Origin of the sequence: Mycobacterium sp. JS623 (assembly GCF_000328565.1) — a bacterium.
In the GTDB taxonomy this organism is placed as follows: Bacteria; Actinomycetota; Actinomycetes; order Mycobacteriales; family Mycobacteriaceae; genus Mycobacterium.
Map to the genome: position 1 here is coordinate 5,338,187 of NC_019966.1, position 25,398 is coordinate 5,363,584.

Sequence of the window (25,398 nt, forward strand, 5' to 3'; positions counted from 1 at the left end):
AGGGCGTCTGACCGATGAATCGCGCTATTGTCTGGACTAAGCAGGCTTGGTAGCGTCCCTGGTCATGAGCTCGCCCGTGCTGCAGACCCGCTACTCTGCCGCGAACCCCACGACAGCCGAGGGGTGGCGGCTGGACCGGTTGACCGCGCCGAGTCGGCTGTTCGGCGCCAACGGTTTGCGCACCGGACCCGACGGGCGGGTCTACGTCGCACAGGTGACTGGCAGCCAGATCAGCGCGCTGGATCTCGACAGCGGGCGGCTGGATACCGTCAGCGCCAAGGGCGGCGACATCATCGCGCCCGACGACGTCGCGTTCGACCCCACCGGAAACCTCTACGCGACCGAGGTGATGGACGGCCGCGTCAGCGTGCGCGAGGCCGGCGGCAAGACGCGTGTGCTGCGCGACGATCTCCCATGTGCCAACGGAATCACCGTGCACCAGGGCCGACTGTTCATCAACGAGTGCCGCGATGGCGGCCGGCTGATGGAACTCGACGGCGACGGGTCGATCGTGCGCGTCCTTGCCGAGGATCTACCGTCGCCAAACGCGATGGAGGTCGGCCCAGACGGGATGCTGTACTACCCGCTGATGACGGCGAACGAGATCTGGCGCATCGACCCCAACGGCGGTGAGCCGCAACGGGTTACTGGTGACCTCGGCGTGCCCGACGCGGTGAAGTTCGACTCCGGCGGTTATATCATTTCGACCCAAGTGGCAACCGGACAGGTGTTGCGAATCGATCCGCGCAACGGCTCGCAGACCGTGCTCGCGCAACTGACGCCGGGACTGGACAACCTGACCTTCGCCGACGACCGCTTGCTCGTCTCGAACTTCACCGGCGAGATCACCGAAATTCTGCCCGGCGGTGAAACCAGCACGGTGCTGCCCGGCGGCCTGAACTGGCCGCTGGACCTCACGGTGGGCGATGACGGCAATCTCTATGTCGCCGACGGCACGTACTTCTATGCGGTGTGCAACGACGGGTCGTTGAAAACGGTAGGGATGCTGTTCTCACCAGGCTATCCGGGATTCCTGCGCGGGCTAGCGTCGGCGGGCCATGGCGAGTTCGTGGTGACGACGTCTGGCGGCCAGGTGGCAAGGTATCGCCCTGCCATTGGCGAAACCGATTACCTGGCAACCGATTTCGACCAGCTGTACGGAGTGGCCGTCGGCCCGGGCGGTACTGTGGTCTTCGCCGAACTCGGCACCGGGCGGGTGCACTGCCTGCGATCGGGAAGCGTTGAGACGCTGGCGTCCGGGCTGGTCGATCCGGTCGGCATTGCGTTCGGTCCCGACGGCACTCCCCTGGTTGCGGAATCGGGGGCGGGGCGCGTGGTGCGTCTCTCGGGATCGGGTGCGACGACGGTGGTCGACGGACTGCAGCGGCCGCAGGGCATCCTCGTCGCAGGTGGCGTGCTCTATATCGTCGACGCCGGTGCCAAGGAGATCGTCGCGTTCGACCTCGACGGGCAGGAGCGCCGCACGATCGCGTCCGGCTTGCCGGTGGGTCCGCCACCGGGTGTGGAACCCAAGCCTCTCAAGGGAATGCCGCCGTTTTCGGGTCCGCAGGGACCGTTCGCGGGCATCACTGCTGGACCGGACGGTACCCTCTACGTCTCGGCGGACGGTGATGGCAGCGTACTTACCCTGCGGCGGGTGGACACATGACTGTCACTCCAGCCGACCACCGCTACCTTCAGGTCGCACGCACTCTGCGCAAGGAGATCGTCGACGGGGTGTACCCCGTAGGTTCACAACTGCCCACCGAGCACGAGCTGTGCGAGCGGTTTGCGGTCAGCCGCTACACGATTCGCGAAGCATTGCGGCGACTGCGCGACGACAACCTGGTCCAGTCGCGGCCAAGGGCAGGTACCCTCGTCGTGCCCCGTCCTGCGACAAATTCCTATGCGCAGGACGTGATGTCGATCAACGACTTGCTCGCCTTCGCAACCGGCGCGCCGTTCACGATCGAGTCGAACGCGATGGTGACGATCGACGACGAGCGGGCCGCCAGCACCGGGCTGAAGGTCGGCTCAGAATGGCTGGCGGTACGCGGCTATCGGCGTGCCGACGGCAGCGAGACGCCAGTCTGTAAGACGGACTACTACATCAACCGGGCCTTCGCCGCGATCGGCAGACTCTTGCAACGGCACTCCGGCCCGATCTTCCCGCTCATCGAAGACCTGTTCGGGGTCAGCATCGTCGAAGTACGCCAAGAAATCGCGGCGGTGGTTGTCACGCCGGAGATGGCCGCGCTACTCAAGATCGAAACAGGCAGTGCCGCACTCGAAATGCAGCGCACGTACACGACATCGGACGGGGAGATCGCCCAGGTCACCGTGAATACTCATCCGTCGGCACGGTATCGCCATTCCATGACGATGCGCAGGGTCAAGGGTTAGGTTCGGGTCCGTGAGGGTCGACGAAGTTCGTGCGGCCGAGGCGTACCGCAGCGGGCTGTGGGTGCGCGCCACGCTCGCCGATGCGCTGCGCGATGCCGCGCGCCGCACGCCGGAGCGAACGGTCCTGGTCGACGGCGACATTCGGCTCGACTGCCAGGCGCTGCATGAGCGGGCGAGCGCGCTGGCGTACAGCCTGATGAGGCGGATGCCGCCGGGCAGCGTGGTGTCGTTCATGCTGCCGAACTGGCATGAGGCGGCGGTCATCTACCTGGGCGCGACGCTAGCGGGGATGGTGGTGAACCCCGTCCTGCCGTCCCTTCGCGATCACGAGTTGCGGTTCATCCTCTCCGACGCGGACAGCCGCGCGATCTTCATTCCCGCCGAGTTCGGCAACCACGACTACGTCGCGATGTTGGACCGGGTCGTCTCCGAGATGGCGTCGCCGCCGGAGGTCGTGGTGCTGCGCGGTGACGGCGAACGTTCCTTACCGCTCGAAAAATCGCCAAAAGATCGAGCGGTAAGGAACGTTCGCGGGCATACGACGTACGAGTCGCTGTTCACGGACGGTGCGGCGGCAGGTCTGCCCGTGCTCAATCCCGACGCCGTCCGCATGATCCTCTACACCTCGGGCACCACGGGACTGCCGAAGGGCGTTCTGCACACGCACAATTCGATTCACGCGTTGATTTCTCAGATCGGCGATCGCTGGCTGGTGGACGAAGGAGACGTGTTCCTCGTCGCGTCGCCGATCGCGCACATCGGCGGCTCGATCTACGCATTCGAATGCCCCCTGCTGCTGGGCACCACGGCGGTCCTGATGCAGCGGTGGAACCCCGAGGCCGCCGTGCAACTGATGCTCGTCGAGCGCTGCACGCACATGGCAGGGGCCACGCCGTTTCTCGTCGGCCTGCTGACCGCCGCCGAACAGGCCGAGACGCGGTTACCGGATCTAAAGGTGTTCATCTGCGGCGGCGCCTCGGTCCCGCCGTCGCTGATCCGCGACACCACAGCCTATTTCGAGCGGGCCGCTGTCAGTCGGGTGTACGGATCGACCGAGGTTCCGGTCACGACTGTCGGCGCACTGGGCGACGTCGAGCATGCGGCGGAGACCGACGGCCGTGCGGGGATCGCCGACATCAAACTCGTCGAGGGCGAGATCCGTGCCCGTGGCCCACAGATGCTGGTCGGCTATCTCCATCCCGACGATGAAACCGATGCTTTCGACGACGAAGGCTACTTCCGCACAGGCGATCTCGGCTGTTGGATCGACGACGACTATCTGGTGGTTACGGGCAGGGCGAAGGACATCATAATCCGTAATGGAGAAAACATCTCGCCCAAGGAGATCGAGGACATCCTGATCGGACATGCGGGCGTCGCGGAGATAGCCGTCGTCGGCATTCCCGATGAGCGCACCGGCGAGCGCGCTTGCGCAGTCATCGTGGCCTGCGATCAGCCGGCAGCACCCGAGCTTTCCGACCTGCGCGAGATGCTGATGCGGGAAGGCGTGGCCAAGTTCAAAGTGCCTGAGCAGGTGGAGATCTGGGATTCACTGCCGAAAAACGACGCGGGCAAGGTGTTGAAGCATCAGATCCGGGCGAAGCTGACGACCGGGGCGAGCGAAGCGACGGGACGAGCGGAAGTAGATGTGCGATGCAAGTAGCGATCGTGACCGGGGCGAGCAGCGGCATCGGGTTCGGGTGCGCGACCAAGCTCGCGGAGACGGGCATGGCGGTCCTCGGCACGGGTCGCGACGAGACCAGACTGGCCGACTTGGAGAGGGCGATCGGGAACCCCGACCTAGTGGCGACGATCGCCGTCGATCTGACCGCCGATGACGCCCCGCAACGGATCGTCGATGTTGCAATGCAGCGGTGGGGGCGCATCGACTTCCTGGTCAACAACGCGGGTGTCGGCAGCCCCAAGCCGCTGCACGAGACCGATGACGAAAGTCTGGACCATTTCCTGGGTTTGATGTTGCGGGCCCCGTTCCGGTTGGCGCGTGATGTCATCCCGCACATGCAGTCGGGTTCGGCGATCATCAACGTGACGTCGACGTTCGCGGTCGTCGGTGGCCTGCGCGGCGGCGCATACTCCGCGGCGAAGGGCGGGCTGACGGCGCTGACCACGCACATCGCCTGCCAATACGGCCCGCAGGGTATTCGCTGCAATGCGGTGGCCCCCGGCGTAACGCTGACCCCGATGGTGGCGACCCGGCTGGAGGATGAGCGGTTCCGCAAAATGAACACCGAGATGACGCCGTATCCGCGTCTGGGCAAGGTCGACGACATAGCGAGCACCGTGGCGTTTCTTTGTTCAGAGGGCGCCAGTTTCATCAACGGCCAGACCATCGTCGTCGACGGGGGCTGGACGTCCACCAAATATTTATCGGATTTCGCGCTGAACTCCGAATGGGTTGCGCGTTGAATCTGTTCGCGCTGCTGGATCAGGCTGCCGCGCGTTTCGGTGATCGTGGTGCGCTGTATCACGGTGAGCAGCAACGCTGTACATGGAGTGAGCTACGGGATCGGGTGCTGCGGCTCGCGTCGTCGTTCCGTGGACTTGGATCAGCAGGCGCGCGCATCGCCGTCGCAAGCGAGAACTGTCCGGAGATCGTTGAGCTGATGTTCGCGATCTGGGCGGCCGAGCGGGTGTTCGTCCCGATCAACTACAAGCTGCACCCCCGCGAGATGGAGCAGGTCCTCGACGACGCCGGCGTGACCCGAGTGTTCGCCTCGGCGAAAATCGCCGAGGGTCTGGCGCCATTGACCGACGTTCCTGTCGAGATCTTCGGGACCAGTCAATACGAAAGCTGGGTCGGCGCAACACCGTTGACGCCTCCTGCAAACACCGACCCGCAGACGTTGGCGTGGCTGTTCTACACCAGCGGTACCACGGGCAGGTCGAAGGGCGCGATGCTGTCGCACCGCAACCTGATGGCGATGACAGTCGCGCATCTCGCGGATTTCGATGACCCCGACGAGAACTGCAGCCTCATCCACGGCGCGCCGATGTCACACGGGTCCGGCCTGTACGTCCCGCCGTACGTGCTGCGCGGTGCACGGCAGGTGGTTCCCGCATCGGGCGCGTTCGAACCCGAGGAGTTCCTCGACCTCTGCGAATACCACCCAGGCTGCAGTGCCTTTCTGGCGCCGACCATGGTTCAGCGTCTGGTGGCGACGGGTCGCTCGTGTTCAAGCAATCTGAAGACGGTCGTGTACGGCGGCGGCCCGATGTACGTCGACAGCCTGAAGAAGGCGATGGCGGCGTTCGGCCCCATCTTCGTGCAGCTGTACGGCCAAGGCGAGGCGCCGATGACGATCACCGGCCTTCGTCGCGCGGACCATCTCGAAGCCGACGACGCGATCCTCGGGTCGGTGGGCTATGCGCGGTCGGGTGTGGACGTCGCGGTGCTGCGTGACGACGGGACGCCGGCCGCGATCGGCGAGATCGGTGAAATCGTCTGCCGCGGTGACGTTGTAATGTCTGGTTACTGGAAGAACCCCGACGCCACGGCGGCCACTTTGGAAGATGGTTGGCTGCACACCGGCGACATGGGCTCGTTCGACGGTCGCGGATTCTTGACGCTGCGCGACCGCTCCAAGGACGTCGTCATCAGCGGCGGCAGCAACATCTACCCGCGCGAGGTGGAAGAGGTGCTGATCGAGCACCCCGGCGTTGTGGAGGCATGCGTCGTCGGCGCGCCAGATCCCGATTGGGGCGAGGTCGTGGTCGCGTTCATCGTGGGTTCCGCGTCGGAGGCCGAACTCGATGCGTATCTGTTGGAACGCATCGCACGGTTCAAGCGGCCCAAGCGCTACGAGTTCGTCGACCAGATCCCGAAGAACAGCTACGGCAAGGTGCTCAAGCGGGCGTTGCGGGAGCGGTTGGCCCAGTAGCGCGCCCCGTAGCATTGCGCCATGCGCGTTGTCATCGCCGGCGGCCACGGCAAGATCGCCCTGATTCTGGAACGACTGCTCACCCAGCGGGGCGACTCCGTCGCGGGCTTCATCCGCAACCCGGACCATGTCGCGGACCTGCAAGCGGTCGGCGCCGAGGCATTGGTCGTCGACCTGGAACGAGCGTCGGTTGACGAGGTGGCCGCACACCTGCAGGGTGCCGACGCCGTCGTCTTCGCCGCAGGGGCAGGTCCGGGAAGCGGCGCCGCACGCAAGCAAACCGTCGACCGCGATGCCGCCATTCTGCTGGCTGACGCCGCCGAGGCGGCGAAAGTCCGCCGCTACGTGATGGTTTCGTCGATCAACGCCGATGCCAACGCCCCGCACACCAGCGATGAAGTCTTCACGGCCTACCTTCGCGCCAAAGGTGCTGCGGACGACAACGTCCGAGCCCGCGGCGAGCTGGACACCACCGTCGTCCGACCAGGTCATCTCACCAACGAGCCGGGGACAGGGCTCGTCACGGCCGCCGCCCGCACAGAACGCGGCGACATCCCACGCGAGGACGTTGCAGCGGTCTTGCTCGCAACGTTGGACACCCCCGCCACCGCAGGCCGAACCTTTGACGTGATTTCGGGCGATACCCCGATAGCGGACGCCATCGTCGGGAGCTGACGGTGGTAGACAGGCCCTCGGCACGTGAATCCAAGCGCTTGCAAACGCGGGAACGTCTGATGGGCGCCGCCATCGCCGAGTTCAAGCGGTCAGGGATAGCCGCGGCCGACGTCAGGGCAATCGTCGCGGCCGCCGGAGTCGCGCACGGCACCTTCTTCTTTCACTTCCCGACCAAGGAACATGTGCTGCTGGAACTCGAGCACCGCGAAGAGGAGCGGGTCGCAAAGGAGCTCAATCGTTTCGTGGCGTCCCACCGTGACCTGTCCTCGACGCTGAAAGAGTCAGTCCGTCTTGTGGTGGGCATCGAACGACGGCTCGGCGCTATGCTCTTCAAAGACTTTCTTGCCCTGCACTTTTCGCCGACCCGCCCCGTTGACGAGAGCAAAGAACACCCGATAATCGTCTTAGTCGCACAGCAGATCGAGGATGCCCAAGACGACGGCCAGGTCGATCCCGACGTCAATCCGATGAACAGCGCGGTGTTCTTTCTTCTTGGCCTCTACGCGCTGTTGACGACAACACACGACTGGCCGGGCCAACAAGCCATGCTGGACGACTACGTGACAAGAACGCTGCGCAGTATCCAGGTCCACTAGTTGACTGACTGACTATAGTCAGTTTGCATGGACGCTCCAGCTGCACGGATCACCACTACCCGCGACAGCCTCGACGATCACATGGACCAGTCCCTGCTTGCGCAGCGCCGGGCCGACAAGTGGCTGATCTCGGGCAGCATCCTGATCGGGACCGCGGCGCTCGGCGTCTTCGGCTTACCCCTGTTCCTGCGCGGAGTGTGGTTGCTGCGCCGCGCCCAACGCGATGGACTGTCGGTGCGGCCGATGCTGGTCACACTGCTCGGATACCTGGTGATCATCGACGCTGCGATCAACACCGTGGGGTGGGCGCTCGACATGGTCGCGAACCACTCGCTGCTTGCGCGTGTGCTACTTACCGCCTGGGGCAACATGTTTGACGCCGGCTACTTCTGGCACTTCAACGAACTGTGGATCGGCGGCGCGGCCGGACCCGGCGAGAAGGGATGGGAGATCGGCCTCATCTTCACCGTGTTCACCATGCGCATCGCGGCCGCAATCGGGTTCCTGCAGATGAAGCGGTGGGGGCAGCAGTGGATGATCATCACCTGCTGGATGGGCGTGGTGATCTGGTGCGGCTACGTCTTCAACATGACCATGTACGCCGACGTCCGTTTCGCAGGCGTCGTGCTCCCGGTGGTCGGTTGGTGGCTCTACGACATCTTCTACATCACCCCGTTTCTCGCCATCCCATACCTGCACACCGTCAACCGGGAGATCTTTTCTGATTGACTTAGCTCATTGACTTGAGTCAGCAAAGGCGCTACAAATGGCACACCATGACGCCACAGGTCAAGCCCTCGGCGCGAGAGACACGACGGCTCCAGACGCGCGAGCGCCTTCTCGGCGCGGCCATCGCCGAGTTCAAGCGCACGGGCATGGCGGGCGCCGACGTCAACGCGATCGCGACGGCCGCTGGTGTCGCGCACGGCACCTTCTTCTTCCACTTTCCCAGCAAGGAACATGTCCTCCTCGAACTCGAACGCCGCGAGGAGGCGCGCATGGCAAGAGAATTCGGCCGGTTCCTGCAGAACACGCCCGGTCACAGGGCAGCTCTGGCCGAAGTCCTTCGCCTGGTGACCGACCTGGAACGGCGACTCGGCACGCCACTGTTCAAAGAATTTCTCGCGCTACACTTTTCGCCGTCGCGCCCGTCCAAGGACGACTGGACCGACCACCCCCTGATCGTGCTGCTTGTTCGCGAAATCGAACGGGCACGCAGCGACGGCGCGGTGCACCCGGAGGTCGACGGCTTTTACAGCGCGACGTTCTTTCTGCTCGGCATCTACGGCGTGCTCACCACCACTGCCGACGACAACCGCGACACCATGCTGCGCAATCTTGTCGCGTCCGCTGTCCGTGGGCTGGAAATCCACTAGCCGGTCAACAAGGAAGGTCGGATCATGGGCTACCTCTGGGAGATTTTGCGATACGTCGCCGCGTGGGGCGGCACGATGCTGATCATCGCGTTCTGGTACTGGATGTTCTCCAACATCGGCACCTTCTGAGCCTCAATGGCTGACCTGTCGGATACCCACGCGATGGCGCTCGAACGCAGCTGCGCCGTCGCAGCGGTCGCATTGAGTGACCAGCGCCGCGAAGGAGCACGCCTGGTCACTGGCGATAGGCGGGTCTTCGGCCTCAACGCGTCACTGCGCTACGTGCATGTCCCATATCCGGCGATCTCGCGGGAGTGGTCGCGCCGCACGGTGACATGTGGTGTGGCGCTTCAGTGTTCGCCATCGAAGGATCGCGTCACCGAGTATCGGTTGACCGGGTTATCGGGCAGGGAGCTTCGTGCGCTCACACTTGTCGAGGCTGGTGTCGCGTTCGGCTGGATCGCAGAGCGGTGGCCGGGTCTACTCACCGAGATGCACCGGATGCTGCCCGATCTCGAGATCGCCGCAGCCGACACGGATGCCGTTGAAATGCTCAACCGTGCCATCGCGATGGCGGAAACCAGCCAGCGGTTGAATGTCCATCCCCTGCTTGGCAGCTTGCCGCTGGCCTACACCGCGCCAGACGGACTGACCGACAGATTGCGACGCACATTCGGCAGGATGCCGTGGACCACGACGCAGAAGCGACTACCGCGGCCCTATTCCGTCCCTGTCGGTGGTGACGGCGGGGTGCGCAACTCGAACCTGCCGCCGCCGAGCCGACCGCAGGACAACGACCTCGACGTCACCCCGGATCACCGGCCGGGCATCCCATACCCCGAATGGAACACGTGGACAAAGACCTTCATGTCCAACCACGTCGCAGTGCTCGAACGCACCCATCCCATCCGCACGCGTCAGCCGGGCATGATCTCGGCCGACTTACGGAAGTGGTTCGAAGAACACACGCATCGGGCCATGATGAGCCGCCTCGAGGACGGCTCCGACATCGACGTCGAGCAATATGTCTCCCACTACATCGACCTGACGACCGGCGAGGCGACTGAACCCCGCATCTTCCGCGAACTGCTGCCAAGCAGCCGCGACGTCACCACCGCGCTGCTGCTCGACGGCAGTTCGTCGCTTGGTGTCCACGGCGGCCGGATCTTCCGGCTGGAACTGGCCTGCGCCGATGCACTTTCCCGCGCAATGAAATTGGCCCGCGAGCGGCACGGCGTCTTCGTATTCACCGGCAACACGCGCCACCGGGTCGAAGTGCGCTGCCTGAAGGACTTCGAGGACCCGCGGTTCGTGCCGCCCAGCACGCTGGGTTTGGAAGCCGGCGGCTACACCCGCCTCGGTGCACCCGTTCGTCACGTGACGAGCCGCCTATTGGCACAGCCGTCGGAGCGGCGGCTGTTGATCGTGATCGGCGACGGCCTGATCTCCGACGACGGCTACGAGGGTCGCTACGCCTGGGCCGACGCGGCGCACGCCGTCGAGGAGGCCAACGACGCAGGTGTCTCCGTGTACTACGTCGGCGTCGGACCGACCCGCGTCGACCCACTCCCCGAGGTGTTCGGACCCCGCCGCTCCCGACGCATCCGGCAGGTGGAGGAACTGCCGCGGGTGTTGGCCCACGTCCATAGAGAGTTGGTGGCCGCATGACGGAGACCTATTTCGCGAAGGGCAACGAGGTGAAGCTGTTCGAGCAAGCGTTTCATCGGCGCATTCCTGTCATGCTCACCGGGCCGACCGGATGCGGCAAGACACGGCTGGTCGAACACATGGGTCTGCTGCTGGGCCGACCCGTTGTCACGATCAGCTGCCACGACGATCTCACCAGTTCCGACCTCGTCGGCCGCTTCATGGTGACCGGCGGCGACGTGGTCTGGAAGGACGGTCCACTGACCAGAGCAGTCAAGGCCGGCGCCATCTGCTATCTCGACGAAGTCGTTGAGGCTAGGCATGATTCGTTGGCGATCCTGCATTCACTCACCGATCACCGCCGTGCGTTGTACTTGGATCGAGCCGACGAAGTGGTGCAGGCACCGGAGACGTTCATGCTCGTGTGCTCCTATAATCCTGCGTACCGCAGCTCGCTCAAAGAGCTCAAACCATCCTTCCGGCAACGGTTTGTCACGCTGCCGATGCAGTATCTGCCGCCGGACCGTGAGGCGGATGTGGTTGTCACCGAAACGGGTGTCGACACCGACACGGCGCGGCGGCTCGTGGCATGCGCAGTTGCAATCCGCACCGCAGACGAGGCGTTTCACTTCGAACCGCCGTCGACCCGGGTACTGGTTACCGCCGCACAGTTAATCGCCTCTGGGGCAACCGAATTGGAAGCTGCCGACGCCTGCATCCTCGCGCCGTTGAGCACCGATGGAGCGATCACCGACGGATTACGGGAAGTCGCGGCCGCTTGCCTGGCTGCCGCTGATATTTAGGAGGGGTTGCGACCATGGATCAGAAGGAACGCAAGCGCAAGAGGGCGCTGATCATCCTCCAGATCGCCATCTACGGCTATCTGCTGACGATGTTCGGAATCCAGCTGTACATGTCCTTCGTACGCGGCTGGTGGGAATTGTGAACCTACAGTTGCAGTCTGGCGATTCCGTCAGCCTCGATGACCACCACGAGGAGTCGCGGCAGGCTCAGCGCCGCGCCGACAGGTGGATGATCGTCGGTGCGGCGCTGATGGGGATGTGGGCGCCCGGCCTCATCGGTTTCCCCATCTTCATGCGCGGTGTCTGGCTTCAGCGCCAGGCTCTGTGCGCAGGCCTGTCGGTCCGGCCGATGATTGTCACGCTGATCGGCTATCTGGTGCTGATCGACGGCTGCCTCAACAGCCTTGGCTGGGCACTGGATCTCGTGGCCAACCACACCTTGATCAACCGGGTGCTGATGGTCGGCTGGGGCAACATGTTCGACGCAGGCTACTTCTGGCACTACAACGAGTTGTGGATCGGCGGCGCGGCCGGGCCGGGCGAAAAAGCTTGGGTTGCAGGGCTGATCCTGACCGTCTTCTCGATGCGATGCGCCGCGGCCATCGGCTTCCTGCAGATGAAGCGCTGGGGCCAGCAGTGGATGATCATCACCTGCTGGATGGGCGTGGTGATCTGGTGCGGCTACGTCTTCAACATGACCATGTACTCCGACGTCCGTTATGCCGGCGTCGTGTTCCCCGTCATCGGGTGGTGGCTCTACGACATCTTCTACATCACCCCGTTCCTGGCGATTCCGTACCTGCACACCGTCAACCGCGAAATCTTCTCCGACTGAACGGCTTTAAGGAGCACGCTGTGACAACTACCGAAGAGCAGACGACCGAGGATCTGCCTCCGGGTACCACGCCGTACTACGCGCGGATGCACAAATGGATCAAGCGTGCCGTGCTCGTGTGCCTGGTTGCGCTCGTCATCGAGGGCGCCTTGACGCTGCCGTTCATGGCGGTCTACTACGGCTATCCGACGCTGAGCCTCACCCAGATCTGTAGTGAGCTGCTGAAGATCAGGTACTCCGATGACGCATTGGAGTGCAAGTACCCGTACCCGCCGCTGGGGCCGCCCGAGGGCGCAGAAGGCAAGGACACCGCGCAGGATCAGTGGGGCATCCAGCCGGTGCCGAAATACCACCGGCTCGGCTTCCGCGAACTCGTCCGCATCCACGACGAACGACTGGCCCGTGAGCAGACGCAAAATGCCCCCGACACGCCGTAGAAAGGGGCACTTTACGTCTGCTCGCGCTACAAAGCCGGCGCGAATACCGACTTGAACTTGTTCAGCGATTCGCGGATGTCGCCCTTGAGCGCACCGGCCACCACCATGCCGATCGGACCGAACAGCGCAGGCCCACCGAGGTGTACGTCGAACGTGACCGTCGAACCGTCGCCGGCCGGCTTGACCTTGCCGATGAGTTTGACCTTCACTCCGCCCTTGCCGTCGCCGTTGAGCGTCATTGCCTCTGGAGGCTTGTAGTGGACGATGGTCCAGCGGATCCGGTTCGGCATGCCCTTGACCTCGACGATGGATTCGAGCTGCGTGCCCTTTTCCAGCGTGTCGGGCAGTTTCGAACGCCATACCCGGTGGATGGTCAACCATTCCTTGTACCGGGACAGGTCAGAGGCGCACGCCCACGCCTTCTCCGGCGGTAATGGAACGTCGACGGAGACGGAAAGTTTCGCCATATGGACTAGGTCTTCGGGTTGCTCTTGTCCACGGCGTTCTTGGCGGCGTCGGCCACCTTGTCAACCGTGGAGCTGTACTTGCCCTGCGTCTTCTTGTCGACGATGTCACCGGCCTTGTCGATCGCGGTGTCCACCTTGTCAGCGTTGTGGGCCAGCAGATTCTTCACCTTGTCGAGGAATGCCATGAGTCCACCCTAACTAGCTCGCCACAAGCGGCGTCGTTCGCCCAACATCGCACCTTGTACCCACCAGATGACCTCGATAATCGCGGCGCCGATCAGGCCGATACCCACCGCAATCGACGTCATCGCGATGTTGGACGGGTCGAGCAGGAACGTCTTCTGCGCCGCCGGAATGGCGAAGATCACCACGTAGGCGAGGCCCGACATTGCTACCAGGGCGACGCGCCACCACTCGTACGGTCGCGCCACCACGGCCAGCACCCACACCGCGGTGAGCAACAGCGTGATCAGCGCCGCGGTCGACGCCTGCGTCTGCTGAACCGCGGTGGCTTCGCGGCCCTGATATGCCACCAGGTACGACACGAATGTCGCGATCCCGACCACGAGGCCGGACGGGAGCGCCGCCGCCATCACCCGGCGCACGAAGCCGGTGTGCGCCCGTTCGGTGTTCGGCGCCAGCGACAGGACGAACGCGGGAATGCCGATGGTGAACCAGGCCGCGATCGTCACGTGGATTGGCTGGAACGGGAACAGCAGCGGATTGGTCCCAAAGATCTTGGACGCGAGGCCTGTTAGCCCCACCAGGATCGCGAGCAGCACCGAGTACACGGTCTTGGTGAGGAACAGATTGGAGACACGCTCGATGTTGCCGATCACCCTGCGGCCCTCGCCGACGACGTAAGGCAGCGTCGCGAACTTGTTGTCCAACAACACAATCTGGGCGACCGCCCGGGACGCGGAGCTGCCGGACCCCATCGCGACGCCGATGTCGGCATCCTTGAGTGCCAGCACGTCGTTGACGCCGTCACCGGTCATCGCGACCGTGTGCCCCCGGGACTGCAGCGCGTGCACCATGGCCCGCTTCTGGTCCGGACGCACCCTGCCGAATGTCGTGTACTCCTCGAGAGTATCGGCCAGTTCGTCGTTCCCGTGGGGCAGTTGGCGGGCGTCCATCGTCTCACCTGCAAGGCCGAGCGAGCCTGCGACGGCGCCCACCGACACCGCGTTGTCGCCAGAGATGACCTTGACCGAAACATTCTGCGAGGCAAAGTAATCCAGCGTATCGCGGGCGTCGGGTCGGACGCGCTGCTCGAGCACCACCAGAGCCACCGGCGTGACGGTGCCGGGTGCGTCGGACCTGTCGACCGGTAGGTCACTCGAACCGAGCAGCAACACCCGCAGGCCCAGCGACCCGATCTGCTCGGCCTGTTCGGCCACCGTCGACTCCGGCGCGAGCAACACGTCGGGTGCCCCGATCACCCAGTTACCGTGTTCGCCGTACGACGCGCCACTCCATTTGGTCGCCGACTTGAACGGCGCGGTCGCCGTCGCCGTCCACCCGGGTGGCATCTTGTAGGCCTCGGCGATGGCCTGCACGCTGGCGTTCGGCCGGGGGTCGTCGGAGGCGAGTTGCGCCAAGATGTCGCCGACGGCCGCTTCCGTCAGCGGCTTGAGATCCGATACCCGCATACCGTTTTCGGTGAGCGTGCCCGTCTTATCGGCACACACCACGTCGACGCGGGCCAGGCCCTCGATCGCAGGCAACTCGTTGACGAGGCACTGCCGACGGCCGAGCCGGATCACCCCGACGGCGAACGCGATCGACGTCATCAGCACCAGCCCCTCGGGCACCATCGGGACGAGCGCGCCGACCATCGCGAGCACCGCCCGCCGCCAGCCGACATCGGTGGTGAACAGCTGGGTGTAGATGGTCAGGAGGCCGGCAGGCCATAGTAGATAGGTGATGAACTGCAGTATTTTGTTGATACCGCTGCGCAGTTCGGAATTCACCAGCGTGAACTTGCTGGCTTCTTCGGACAGCTTGGCGGCGTACGCCTCACGGCCGACCTTCGTGGCCCGGTACGCGCCACTGCCCGCGACGACGAAGCTGCCCGACATCACGGTGTCGCCAGCATCTTTGGCGACCGAATCCGCCTCACCGGTCAGCAGCGATTCGTCGACCTCGAGGTTGTTCTCCTCGAGCACTTCACCGTCGACGACGATCTGATCACCCGGTCCAATCGAGATGACGTCGTCGAGGACGACCTCACTGGGCAGGAGCGCCACGGGGCCGGATTGCCTGCGCACCAAGGGTTTCGCCTGCCCGACGATGGCGAGCCTATCGAGTGTCTGCTTGGCGCGCAGCTCCTGGATGATGCCGATCGCACTGTTGGCGATGATGAGCAGGCCGAACAAGCCGTTGATCACCGAGCCCGTGGACAGCACGATGATCAGCAGCACCCCCAAGATCGCGTTGATGCGGGTGAAGACGTTGGCCCGGACGATGTCGGACATGCTGCGCGCCGCACGGATCGGCACATCGTTGGTCTTGCCGTCGGCTACTCGCTGGGCGACCTCGACATCGGTCAGGCCCGTCGCTGCAACACCCGGCAGGGTGGTCACTTGGTAAACGTCCCGTTCTTGCCATCGTCGTAGTACTCCAGCGTGAGCTTGTTACCGTCGAACGTCGCTTTGGACACCGATCCTGGCGGGGAGTTCTCCGAGACCCACGCGTAGGTGAAGACGTCGCCGTCCCAATGATCCAGTGGCACATCAAGTTTGGTTCCGATCGCGAGGTGCAGCCTGCCATCCTTCTCGGTGACCCGCGCGGGGCCCCAGTAATCGTTGTGGTAGGTGCCGACATAAGACGCGAAGGGCGCAGGGGGCGCAGGATTGGGTGGTGGCTTCTGCCCGACCAGCGAGCCCGCCGGCCGCTCCATCTGTTTGAAGATGTCGCCGTAGAGCTTGTACCAGTCCTCGCGCACCTCGCCGAATTGCACCAGGTCGGCGAATTCGGCGGTCACGGATTCGGGTACGCCGGATGGCGTTGCGTTGGTCAGCGCGACGATCGCCACGTCCGCCGACGGCACGATCACGAAGTTGGTGGCCGCGCCGAGTTCGAAACCACCGGAGTGACTCAGCGACATCCGAGCGGCCGACGTCGTGCCGACGTTGAATCCGTAGCCGTAGAAGCCCGACCGCATCGCGGGCTCGCTTGCGGGACTCGCCACGATCTGCGGCGTCACCGCAGGCAACAACGCCTTCGGGTCGACGATCTGCTTGCCATCATGGCTGCCGTTGGCCAGCACCATTGTCAGCCACCGCGTCATGTCGTTGAGCGACGAACTCGCACCACCTGCGGGCGATTCGGGGTCGGCGTTGCGAACGTAGAGCGGTTCATAACGGCCGTCGACATGAATATGGCCGATGGCGCGATCCGGTCGGGCTTCATAGTCTGCGAACCGGAAGCTCGTCGACGTCATCCCCAGCGGGCGCAGCACCGCCTCGTCGGCAAGATCCTCCCAGGATTTACCCGCGCTCACCGCGACGGCTTCAGCCCCGGCCGTCAGGCCAAAGTTGGTGTAGGCGTAGGAAATTCGGAAGGGGTCGAGCGGTAGCTGTCGCAGGCGCTCGAGTACATATCGCCGGTCATAGCCGAGGTCCTCGAGCATGTCGCCCGCATGGTCGGGTAGTCCGGAGCGATGCGAGAACATGTCCCCGACGGTGGCCATCTGCGTGACGGCGGGATTCGACAGCGCGAACCACGGCAGCTTCGCCGCCACAGGCGTGTCCCAGCCAATCGCGTTGGCGCCCACCTGCTGAGCGACGACGGTCCCGCTCAACGGCTTGGACAGCGACGCCAGCTGGAACACGGTGTCGGGGTCGATCTTGTCACCAGTTCGCACGTCTTTGACGCCGAAGCCCTTGACGTACACCGTTTTCCCGCCATGCACCACCGCGACGGCCATCCCGGGTATGCCGGACTTCTTCATCAAGTCGGCGACGATGCCGTCGAGCTTGGCCACCGCATTGTCGATGGCATTGTCCGGCAGCGGCATCGCGGGCACCAACGGAGGCGGCATGTCGGACAGCGTCTGTGCCGTCGGCGGTGGCGCAGGTTCCGCCGGTTTGGTGTCGCAGCCTGAGATGAGTGCCAGCACAAGCGCGGCAACGGTCGCTCTGGCCAGTGCGTTCATAGGTTGCACCGTAACGGTTGGCCGCCCTACAGCGGCGTTTTACGTAACTCCCAGGCAATGACGGTTCCCAAAAGTGATTTCGCAGTGGCCGCGGTGGGGATGTGACGGGTGAGAGCTGTCTGCTTGCGCCGCGTGCAAGAGTCCTCGTCGAGTTCGACGGTCGCGCGAACAGGCCCGAGACCAAAGCACGCTAACGTCGATTTCGACCGTCGGTGCGGGAACTGCCGCTGTCGCGGCGTCGGCAGAACAACCGGTTACAGCTGCCACCACGCGTCGACCGACGTCTCGGGATCGACGCGCTGCCCAGGCTTTGGCACGACCACATGCACGCTGGCGGAATCCGCGGCCCGCAACAGCCGTTCGACCGGCTCCGCCCACGGATGCGGGGCCAAGCGGAACGTCGCCCAGTGGATCGGAACCAACAGCCCCTTGTCGGCCTCCGCGACATCCAGATGCGCGCGGACCGCTTCCTCGGGGTTCATATGGATGTCGGGCCACGCGGGGTGATACGCGCCGATCGGCAACAGGGTCAGGTCGAAAGGCCCGTGGTCCAAACCGATTTCGGCGAAGCTCTTGGTGTAGCCGGTGTCACCGCCGAAGAACGCGCGGTGCGCTGGCCCGGCGATCACCCACGACGCCCACAGCGTCGTGTCGCGGGTGAACAGCCGCCCCGAGAAGTGCCGGGCAGGCGTGCAGACCAGCGTCAGGTCCCCGATCGTGTGGCTTTCGTTCCAGTCGAGTTCGACGATGCGGCTCTCCGGAATCCCCCACTTGCGCAGGTGCGCGCCGACTCCGAGCGGCACGACGAACGGCGACCGCTGAGTGCGAGCAAGGCCGAGAATCGTCTCCACGTCGAGGTGGTCGTAGTGGTCATGGCTGATCACCACCGCATCGACCGCGGACAGCGACTCCAGCGGCGCGGGCACCTCGTGCAACCGCTCGGGCCCCACGGTCTGCGAGGGCGAGCAGCGGCGACTCCAGATCGGATCCGCGAGCACCCGGTAGCCGTCGACCTCGATCAGCGCCGACGAGTGGCCGAACCAGCACACCGAGAGCTCAGCGGCGGGATCGGCGGGCGCCGGCTCGACGATCGGTATCGGTCCTGGCGGCCGAGACTTGCCGCGCGAGCCGATCAGTTCCCAGATGATCCGCCGTTGCTCCTCCCGGTCGAGGCTGATGCCCGACGCAGGATCGACGTTGACGAAGGCGCCCTCACGGAAGTTCGGTGATCGACGCGCCACCGTCTCGATCTCGGCGGGCGACGCTCCTAGCGCAGCGGGCGCACCGTGCATCGCGCGCAACAGCCAACTTCCGGCCAGCACGGACGCCGTGCCGAACCCGAAACGCAAGGCCGCGCGCACCACCATCAGGCCCCCTGGAACCTCGGCGGTCGCTTCTCGATGCGGGCGACCTGTGCCTCGATGACGTCCTGAGACGCCCATGCCCTGTCGAACAGCTCTTTGTGCTCGGGCCACTGTTCCTCGTAGGCGCCGTCGTCGTTGAGCACGCGCTTGGCGTGCTGCAGCGCAAGCGGTGCGAAGCCCGCGATCTCGGCGGCCCACGCCTGTGCGTCGGCCAGCGTGCCGATGCGGTTGGCCATGCCGGTCTGCAGCGCGACGTCCGCGGTGAGCCGTTCCGCGGCGAACAGCATGCCCCTGGCCCGGCCTGCCCCGACCAGTGACGTCAGCCGACGAATGCTCCAGTTATCCAGCGCCAGACCATATTTCGCTACCGGGAACTGGAAGTAGGCGTCGGGCGCGACGACGCGCAGATCGCAGATCATGGATAGGATGACGCCCGCCCCGATCGCGGGTCCATTGATTGCGCCGATGACCGGGACCGGGGCTGCGTCGATGGCCAGGTTCAACGCCTTGGCCTTCTCTGGCAGCTCCTCGGCCACACCCGAAGGGTCGGACAAATCCGCACCCGCGCTGAAAACATGGCCCTGGCCGGTGAGCACGATGGCCCGGATGTCTTCGGCGGCGGCCTTCTCGACCGCCTCGCGCAGACCGTCGACGAGCGCGCTGTTCAGCGCGTTACGCCGGTCGGCACGCTGCATTTCCAGGGTCATCACGTGGCCGTCGCGGGTCACACCAATCATGGCGCTCACCCTAGCGGCACCGGGATCAGGCCACGGGGGTGACCAACGCCCGGCAATCGCGGCAGAGCACGCGCACACCGCAAGGGACTTGCCCCTGGCGTGTTTGCCCGGGTTCGTACCGGGTACTCAGCGTCGCTATTCACCAGGCTGGTGGGGGAAGGGGCGGCACGAACATGATTCGCACACGGTGGAGTCGGCGGCTGTACTCGCCACGGATGTTGATCGTCGCGGCGGCCGCGGCGATGTTGACCGTTCCGGTCGGCTATTTCGGGGGTTTGCCAAGTGCCACGGCGTACTCGAGGCCCGGCTTACCGGTCGAATACCTGATGGTGCCGTCGGCTTCGATGGGTCGCGATGTCAAGGTCGAGTTCCAAGGTGGTGGTCGCCACGCCGTCTACCTGCTCGACGGCCTTCGTGCGCGAGATGACCAGAACGGCTGGGACATCGAGACCCAGGCATTCGACTGGTACTACCAATCCGGGCTGTCGATTGTGATGCCGGTCGGCGGCATGTCGAGCTTCTACACCGACTGGTATGGGCCGGCGGTGGGCAACGGGGGCAGCTGGACGTACAAGTGGGAGACCTTCCTCACGCAAGAACTGCCGCCATGGTTGGCGGCCAATCGAGGCATCAGCCCGAGCGGCAACGCGATCGTCGGCCTCTCCATGGGCGGCAATGCGGCGTTGACCCTTGCCGAGTGGCATCCGGAGAACTTCCGATACGCCGGCTCGCTGTCCGGCTTCTTGAACCTGTCCGACGGCGTCTGGCCGACGTTGGTCGGTTTTGCGATGCACGACTCCGGCGGCTTCGACCCCGGTGCGATGTGGGGGCCAGCTGGAGATCAGGCGTGGGCGCGCAACGATCCAACCGTCAACGTCGGCAGGCTGGTCGCCAACAACACCCGCATCTGGGTCTACTGCGGCAACGGGACGCCGAGCGAACTGGGTGGTGCGGACTTCCCGGCCCAGTTCCTGGAGAACCTGACCCGGGCAAGCAACGTCGCCTTTCAGGATCGCTACCTGGCGGCTGGCGGACACAACGGCTTGTTCAACTTCCCGGACAACGGCACGCACAGCTGGGGCTACTGGGGCGCACAACTGCAAGCCATGAAGCCCGACCTTCAGCGCGTACTCGGCACCGGGTGAGGCCCGTCGCGCGGGTTAGCCTCATGCGGTGAGCCGCATCGGTGCCCTGCAGCTGCGCGATGCCGTGCTGGACCAGGGTTCTTTCCGCAGCTGGGACAGCCCGCCGCTGGAGATCGACGCGAACGAGGCGTACCGGCGCGAGCTGGCCGAGGCATCGGCCAAGACCGGTCTCGATGAATCCGTCGTGACCGGCGAGGGCACCGTGTTCGGCCGTCGCGTCGCGCTGGTGGCCTGCGAGTTCGACTTTCTGGCCGGGTCGATCGGCGTGGCCGCGGCCGAGCGGATCACCGCCGCCGTGGCATGGGCCACGGCCGAGGGTCTGCCGCTGCTGGCGTCGCCGAGTTCGGGCGGCACCCGCATGCAGGAGGGCACCGTCGCGTTCCTGCAAATGGTCAAGATCGCGGCGGCCGTCGAGCTGCACAAGCAGCAACATCTGCCCTATCTCGTGTACCTGCGCCATCCGACGACCGGCGGGGTGTTCGCGTCGTGGGGGTCGCTCGGGCACGTCACCGCGGCCGAGCCGGGTGCACTCATCGGGTTCCTCGGCCCGCGGGTCTACGAGCATCTTTACGGTGAGCCGTTCCCGCCGGGCGTCCAGACCGCGGAGAACCTGCACCGGCACGGCGTCATCGATGGCGTGGTCCCGCTCGAGGCGTTGCGCTCGACGCTGGACCGCACTCTGACGGTGGTGGCCGATGCGCCGGAGCCGCCGCCGGCCAGACCCGAGGCTGGACCATTGCCCGACGTGCCGGCGTGGACATCGGTCGAAGCGTCGCGACGTCCGGATCGGCCAGGCGTCGGATATCTGTTGCGGCACGGCACAACTGAGCGGGTGCTGCTATCGGGTACCGAACGCGGCGAGGCCGCCACGATGCTGCTGGCGCTGGCTCGCTTCGGAGGTCAGCCCGCCGTCGTTCTCGGCCAACAGCGCGTGGTTGGAGGGTTGGTCGGCCCGGCGGCGCTGCGTGAGGCCCGCCGCGGCATGGCCTTGGCCGCCAGCCTGCAACTACCGCTGGTGCTCGTCATCGACACGGCAGGGCCCGCGCTGTCTACGGAGGCTGAGCAGGGTGGACTGGCAGGCGAAATCGCCCGCTGCGTGGCTGAACTCGTCACTTTGGCTACGCCGACCGTGTCGGTGCTGCTTGGCCAGGGCAGCGGCGGGCCCGCATTGGCGATGGTGCCTGCCGACCGCGTTCTGGCCGCTCTGCACGGCTGGCTGGCGCCGCTGCCACCGGAAGGGGCCAGCGCGATCGTATTCCGGGACGTCGACCACGCCCCGGAACTGGCTGCGGCGCAAGGTATTCGGTCTGCCGACCTGCTGCGCCACGGCATCGTCGACGCGATCGTGCCCGAACGTCCCGACGCGGCCGACGAGCCCATGGAATTCACGCGACGGTTGTCTGCGACGATCGCCAACGAGCTAGCCGGGCTGCGCTCGATGCCCGACGACGACAGGCTGGCCGCCCGGCTGGCGCGCTACCGGCGGATCGGGCTGTGACCACTCTGCTGTTCGTGCACAGCCCGGTAGCCGGACCGTCGACGTGGATCTACGCTGCAGAAGTGTTGCAGCAGAACGGCTTTGGTTGCGTCGTGCCGGACCTGACGGGTGTGGCGACGACGGGGCCGCCGTATTACCCGAAGTACGCCAAGGCGGCCGCGGCAGCCGTCGACGGCGGCGTCGATCCGGTCGTGCTCGTCGGGCACAGCGCGGGCGGCGCGCTGCTGCCGGCTATCGCCGAGGCCGTCGGCGAGCGGACGACGGGCGCGGTGTTCGTCGACGCGATGCTGCCGCAACCGGGTCGCAGCTGGTTCGACACCGCGCCGCCGGGTCTGGAGGCGCAACTGCGTGGCCTCGCGGTGCACGGCGTGCTACCCCCGTACCACGAATGGTTTTCCCCGGGAGCGCTGGCGGACTGGGTGCCCGATGCGGCACGGCGTGGACGTCTGATCGCCGAGATACCGCGAATGCCCCTTGCGTACTTCGACGAGCCGGCGCCGCGCTCGCGGTTCGCGGAACCTGTTTCGCGCGCGTTCGTCCGGCTGGGCGCGCCCTTCGACGCCGCCGCTGACAAGGCCCAGCGCCTGGGCTGGTGGGTTGCACGTCGCGACTGGGATCACCTCCGGATGCTTAGCGATCCAGAGGCGGTGGCAGAAGTCATTGCGCTGGCGATTTCCGCTAACGACTCCGGCTGATGGCATGCTGGCGTTGTGGCGCCTGTCTTCGAGTTCGCGGGCCACTTCTGGTGGCTGGTCTTCCCGTTCATGGGTGCGATCGGTGGGGCCGTGCGAGCGGTCGCAGTGGCCAATGAACGGCGCGCTCAGCGGCGGCTCGAGCGGTATCGCATCAAGCAGGAAACCAAGGTGGCGCTCGCGGAGGCGTCGGGCCGCGCCCGCACCAACGAAGCCGGATATCGACGGGAGATGGCGAAGGTCATCGAGCGCCATGACCGCACCGACGCGCGGTGGCTGGACTACGAAATCGACATCGCCAAGCTGTTGGACTTCCCGCTGATGACCGACATGCGGGACCCGCTGACCATGGCCTTCCACAAGGCCAGGAGCCGCGCTGACTGGCTGCGCCCCGATGCCGTCGACGACATCCTCGGCGACCGCAACGCTCAGCTCGAATATCGCGACGCCGTAGGCGAATACGTTGCCGCGTTCGATGTCGCGGAGTCGGAGGCGATCCGGCGCCGGCGCAGCGACTTCTCTGTCGAGGCGCAGGAGCGGCTGGAGCGCGCGCAACATCTGCTGCGGCTCGCGTCAGACGGCGGGGCGACACCGCAGGAGCGCCAGAACGCGTACGCCCGGGCGCAGAAGGAACTCGACGGGCTCGTCGTGCTGCCGGCGGCGACGCGGGCGAGCATCGAGCGCAGGATCGCCGGCGAGATCGAGGCCTAGCCGCGGGATGGTGAGCGACGCTGTCGATTCGCCGGTCCGCCACTCGTCATAGGCATATGAACACACCTCGCGTACTGCTGGACGGACTTGCGTATGTGGAATCACCGCGGTGGCACGAGGATCGGCTCTGGTTCGCGCACTGGGGCGCCGGCGAAGTCGTCGCGGTCGACCTGGACGGACGCAGCGAAGTCGTCGCGCAGGGGCCGCCCGGATTGGGTTGGTCGATCGACTGGCTGCCGGACGGCCGGCTTCTCGTGACCGGCCCAGAACTGATGCGACAGGAACATGACGGGGCGATGGTGGTGCACGCCGACCTTCGCGCCGTCGCCGATCAAAACTGGAATGAGATCGTGGTCGACGGCCGCGGCAACATCTACGTCAACGGCTTCGCCTTCGACTTCCTTGGCGGTGCGCCGCCCGAGCCCGGGATCATCGCGCTCGTCACCCCCGACGGGACCGCACGCCGCGTCGCCACCGACATCGACTTCCCGAACGGGATGGTGATCACGCCCGACAACTCAACCCTCATCATTTCCGAGTCCTTCGCCGGTCGCCTGACTGCGTTCGACATCGAAGCCGACGGCAGTCTGTCCAATCGTCGGGTGTGGGCCGACAAAGTGGGACCCGACGGGATCTGCCTCGATGCCGACGGGGCGGTCTGGGCTCAAGCGGCCGATACCCGCACGCACACCGGCCACGCCGACGCCGCGGAAGGCGCGTGCATCCGCGTCGAAGAGGGCGGCAGGGTGCTGCAGCGGATCGAACACGACCGCGCGATATTCGCGGCGATGCTCGGTGGACCCGATCGCAGAACGCTTTTCATGATGGCCGCGCAGTGGCGAGGCGCCGATGGCGTGGAGGGCGCCCTCGCCGCACGAACAGGGCAGGTGCTCGTCGTCGACGCGCCTGCGCCCGGTGTGGGCTGGCCGTAGGGGGCACTAACCGGCGAGGGCCGCCATCATCGCTGCGCACGTGATCAAGTCCAGCGGCATGCGCAAGAGGCTGCGACGGGTCCATCGGACCGCGGCTGCCTCGTCGACGGTCGCGGGGTCGGCCTTCTCGAAGGCCACGGCCTTGGGCACGAAGTCGACCAGCGACCACACCCGCATCACCGCGTGACTGACGAATGCCACCAGCAGCGCGGTACGCACGTCGGCGTCACCCCACGCCACTGCGAGCGTGACTATCAGCAAGACCTCGAAGGCCGTGTGCACCGGCACCCAGAACCGCGTCCGCGAGACGCCGCCATTGCGGGCCTGGATGATGCCGGGCCGCTGGGGCCATACCGGGTCGACGACCAGGACTTCGTAGAGTCCGCCACCCAGCGTGGCGCAGGCGAGAAGGGTGGTGATGGCGATCATGACGAGAGTCGGAGTCCACATCGCTTCCAATTATCGCGGCCCGTCGAGGTAACGCTGAATCGTCGGCCCAAGCCAGGCGATCACCTCGTCGTGCGACATCTCCGCGATAGGTGCTAGCTGCAGAACATAGCGGCACATCGCCAGCCCGATCATCTGTGTCGCCACCAAGCCCGCTCGGCGTTCCGGCGCATTCGGCTTCACCTTCGCGATCACGGGCATCAGCTGGCTTGCGAAGATCTCTCGCATCCGTTGTGCCGCTTCGGGATTGGTGGTCGCTGACCTCAGCAGCACCACGAGAGCCTCGTCACGCTCCCATCGATCCATGAAATACGCCACCAGACTCACACCTAACTGATGCTGATCGACCTCGGAAAAATCCGGCAACTCGAGGTCGAAGTCGGCCGCTGAGGCGAACAACTGCTCTTTGTTGCCGAAGTAGCGCATCACCATCGACGGATCGATGTTCGCGTCGGCCGCGATGGCCCGGATGGTGGCTCGTTCGTATCCCGACTCGGCGAACCGCTGCTTGGCCGCGGCCAGAATCACCGCCTTGGTTTCTGTTGAGGATCTGCGCATGCCAACAAGTGTAGGCC

27 protein-coding genes are annotated in these 25,398 nt (G+C 65.4%); 19 read left to right on the forward strand and 8 right to left on the reverse strand.

Annotation, left to right across the window (positions count from 1 at the left end):
- Window positions 1-64 precede the first annotated feature (64 nt).
- The 14 genes from MYCSM_RS25965 to MYCSM_RS26030 all read left to right on the forward strand — a co-directional run bounded on the left by MYCSM_RS25965 (window position 65) and on the right by MYCSM_RS26030 (window position 12,671).
- Entirely contained in the window at window positions 65-1,669 is a 1,605-nt protein-coding gene (locus MYCSM_RS25965; protein WP_015309149.1) for an SMP-30/gluconolactonase/LRE family protein, read from the forward strand.
- A complete protein-coding gene (locus MYCSM_RS25970) occupies window positions 1,666-2,403 on the forward strand; it encodes a GntR family transcriptional regulator (protein ID WP_015309150.1) in 738 nt (245 codons plus the stop codon). Before MYCSM_RS25965 ends, MYCSM_RS25970 begins: the two co-directional genes overlap by 4 nt.
- 10 nt (window positions 2,404-2,413) lie before the next feature.
- Window positions 2,414-4,066: an AMP-binding protein gene (locus MYCSM_RS25975; RefSeq protein WP_015309151.1), complete on the forward strand. Its 1,653-nt coding sequence runs from the start codon at window positions 2,414-2,416 to the stop codon at window positions 4,064-4,066.
- Window positions 4,057-4,830 (forward strand): SDR family NAD(P)-dependent oxidoreductase, encoded by a 774-nt coding sequence (locus tag MYCSM_RS25980; protein WP_015309152.1) that lies wholly within the window; start codon window positions 4,057-4,059, stop codon window positions 4,828-4,830. The genes MYCSM_RS25975 and MYCSM_RS25980 overlap by 10 nt, the downstream gene beginning before the upstream one ends.
- Window positions 4,827-6,302 (forward strand): acyl-CoA synthetase, encoded by a 1,476-nt coding sequence (locus tag MYCSM_RS25985; protein ID WP_041314999.1) that lies wholly within the window; start codon window positions 4,827-4,829, stop codon window positions 6,300-6,302. The genes MYCSM_RS25980 and MYCSM_RS25985 overlap by 4 nt, the downstream gene beginning before the upstream one ends.
- Before the next feature lie 21 nt (window positions 6,303-6,323).
- Window positions 6,324-6,977, forward strand: coding sequence for an NAD(P)H-binding protein (locus tag MYCSM_RS25990; protein WP_015309154.1), 654 nt, complete (start codon window positions 6,324-6,326; stop codon window positions 6,975-6,977).
- Window positions 6,974-7,573 (forward strand): TetR/AcrR family transcriptional regulator, encoded by a 600-nt coding sequence (locus MYCSM_RS25995; RefSeq protein ID WP_041312693.1) that lies wholly within the window; start codon window positions 6,974-6,976, stop codon window positions 7,571-7,573. Before MYCSM_RS25990 ends, MYCSM_RS25995 begins: the two co-directional genes overlap by 4 nt.
- Before the next feature lie 27 nt (window positions 7,574-7,600).
- The gene (locus MYCSM_RS26000) at window positions 7,601-8,302 is read left to right on the forward strand and encodes a hypothetical protein (protein WP_015309156.1); all 702 of its coding nucleotides are present in this window, start codon (window positions 7,601-7,603) and stop codon (window positions 8,300-8,302) included.
- Window positions 8,303-8,349: 47 nt separating this feature from the next.
- On the forward strand, window positions 8,350-8,949 hold the full coding sequence (locus tag MYCSM_RS26005) for a TetR/AcrR family transcriptional regulator (RefSeq protein ID WP_015309157.1): 600 nt from the start codon (window positions 8,350-8,352) through the stop codon (window positions 8,947-8,949).
- Between the two features lie 135 nt (window positions 8,950-9,084).
- Complete coding sequence (locus tag MYCSM_RS26010; protein ID WP_015309159.1) at window positions 9,085-10,617, forward strand: nitric oxide reductase activation protein NorD; 1,533 nt, start codon at window positions 9,085-9,087, stop codon at window positions 10,615-10,617.
- Window positions 10,614-11,399 (forward strand): CbbQ/NirQ/NorQ/GpvN family protein, encoded by a 786-nt coding sequence (locus MYCSM_RS26015; RefSeq protein WP_015309160.1) that lies wholly within the window; start codon window positions 10,614-10,616, stop codon window positions 11,397-11,399. The genes MYCSM_RS26010 and MYCSM_RS26015 overlap by 4 nt, the downstream gene beginning before the upstream one ends.
- A 14-nt stretch (window positions 11,400-11,413) precedes the next feature.
- Window positions 11,414-11,542, forward strand: a complete 129-nt coding sequence (locus tag MYCSM_RS38760) for a hypothetical protein (RefSeq protein WP_015309161.1) — start codon at window positions 11,414-11,416, stop codon at window positions 11,540-11,542.
- A gap of 86 nt (window positions 11,543-11,628) precedes the next feature.
- The gene (locus MYCSM_RS26025) at window positions 11,629-12,234 is read left to right on the forward strand and encodes a hypothetical protein (protein ID WP_442928543.1); all 606 of its coding nucleotides are present in this window, start codon (window positions 11,629-11,631) and stop codon (window positions 12,232-12,234) included.
- A 20-nt stretch (window positions 12,235-12,254) separates the two neighbouring features.
- Window positions 12,255-12,671, forward strand: coding sequence for a hypothetical protein (locus MYCSM_RS26030; protein WP_015309163.1), 417 nt, complete (start codon window positions 12,255-12,257; stop codon window positions 12,669-12,671).
- A 26-nt stretch (window positions 12,672-12,697) separates the two neighbouring features.
- On the opposite strand, the gene MYCSM_RS26035 is transcribed toward MYCSM_RS26030, so the two are convergent.
- The 6 genes from MYCSM_RS26035 to MYCSM_RS26060 all read right to left on the reverse strand — a co-directional run bounded on the left by MYCSM_RS26035 (window position 12,698) and on the right by MYCSM_RS26060 (window position 19,398).
- Window positions 12,698-13,138, reverse strand: coding sequence for a type II toxin-antitoxin system Rv0910 family toxin (locus MYCSM_RS26035; RefSeq protein ID WP_015309164.1), 441 nt, complete (start codon window positions 13,136-13,138; stop codon window positions 12,698-12,700).
- A gap of 5 nt (window positions 13,139-13,143) precedes the next feature.
- Window positions 13,144-13,323, reverse strand: coding sequence for an antitoxin (locus tag MYCSM_RS26040; protein WP_015309165.1), 180 nt, complete (start codon window positions 13,321-13,323; stop codon window positions 13,144-13,146).
- 9 nt (window positions 13,324-13,332) lie between these two features.
- Window positions 13,333-15,714, reverse strand: coding sequence for a cation-translocating P-type ATPase (locus tag MYCSM_RS26045; protein ID WP_085976639.1), 2,382 nt, complete (start codon window positions 15,712-15,714; stop codon window positions 13,333-13,335).
- Between the two features lie 5 nt (window positions 15,715-15,719).
- Entirely contained in the window at window positions 15,720-17,297 is a 1,578-nt protein-coding gene (locus MYCSM_RS26050) for a serine hydrolase (protein WP_015309167.1), read from the reverse strand.
- Between the two features lie 254 nt (window positions 17,298-17,551).
- Complete coding sequence (locus MYCSM_RS26055; protein ID WP_015309168.1) at window positions 17,552-18,664, reverse strand: MBL fold metallo-hydrolase; 1,113 nt, start codon at window positions 18,662-18,664, stop codon at window positions 17,552-17,554.
- Entirely contained in the window at window positions 18,664-19,398 is a 735-nt protein-coding gene (locus tag MYCSM_RS26060) for an enoyl-CoA hydratase (protein WP_015309169.1), read from the reverse strand. Before MYCSM_RS26060 ends, MYCSM_RS26055 begins: the two co-directional genes overlap by 1 nt.
- Window positions 19,399-19,571: 173 nt before the next feature.
- On the opposite strand from MYCSM_RS26060, the gene MYCSM_RS26065 reads away from it, so the two are divergent.
- From MYCSM_RS26065 to MYCSM_RS26085, 5 genes are all read left to right on the forward strand, one after another.
- Window positions 19,572-20,543, forward strand: coding sequence for an esterase family protein (locus MYCSM_RS26065; RefSeq protein ID WP_015309170.1), 972 nt, complete (start codon window positions 19,572-19,574; stop codon window positions 20,541-20,543).
- Window positions 20,544-20,571: 28 nt separating this feature from the next.
- Window positions 20,572-22,041, forward strand: coding sequence for a carboxyl transferase domain-containing protein (locus MYCSM_RS26070; RefSeq protein ID WP_015309171.1), 1,470 nt, complete (start codon window positions 20,572-20,574; stop codon window positions 22,039-22,041).
- A complete protein-coding gene (locus MYCSM_RS26075) occupies window positions 22,038-22,736 on the forward strand; it encodes an alpha/beta fold hydrolase (protein WP_015309172.1) in 699 nt (232 codons plus the stop codon). The genes MYCSM_RS26070 and MYCSM_RS26075 overlap by 4 nt, the downstream gene beginning before the upstream one ends.
- Window positions 22,737-22,805: 69 nt before the next feature.
- Window positions 22,806-23,444: a hypothetical protein gene (locus MYCSM_RS26080; protein ID WP_051073947.1), complete on the forward strand. Its 639-nt coding sequence runs from the start codon at window positions 22,806-22,808 to the stop codon at window positions 23,442-23,444.
- Between the two features lie 56 nt (window positions 23,445-23,500).
- The gene (locus tag MYCSM_RS26085) at window positions 23,501-24,376 is read left to right on the forward strand and encodes an SMP-30/gluconolactonase/LRE family protein (protein ID WP_015309174.1); all 876 of its coding nucleotides are present in this window, start codon (window positions 23,501-23,503) and stop codon (window positions 24,374-24,376) included.
- A 6-nt stretch (window positions 24,377-24,382) separates the two neighbouring features.
- Here MYCSM_RS26085 and MYCSM_RS26090 read toward each other — a convergent pair whose 3' ends face one another.
- Together MYCSM_RS26090 and MYCSM_RS26095 are read right to left on the reverse strand one after the other, a co-directional pair.
- Window positions 24,383-24,826: a hypothetical protein gene (locus MYCSM_RS26090; RefSeq protein WP_041312696.1), complete on the reverse strand. Its 444-nt coding sequence runs from the start codon at window positions 24,824-24,826 to the stop codon at window positions 24,383-24,385.
- Between the two features lie 9 nt (window positions 24,827-24,835).
- Entirely contained in the window at window positions 24,836-25,381 is a 546-nt protein-coding gene (locus MYCSM_RS26095; RefSeq protein WP_015309176.1) for a TetR/AcrR family transcriptional regulator, read from the reverse strand.
- Window positions 25,382-25,398: the final 17 nt, after the last annotated feature.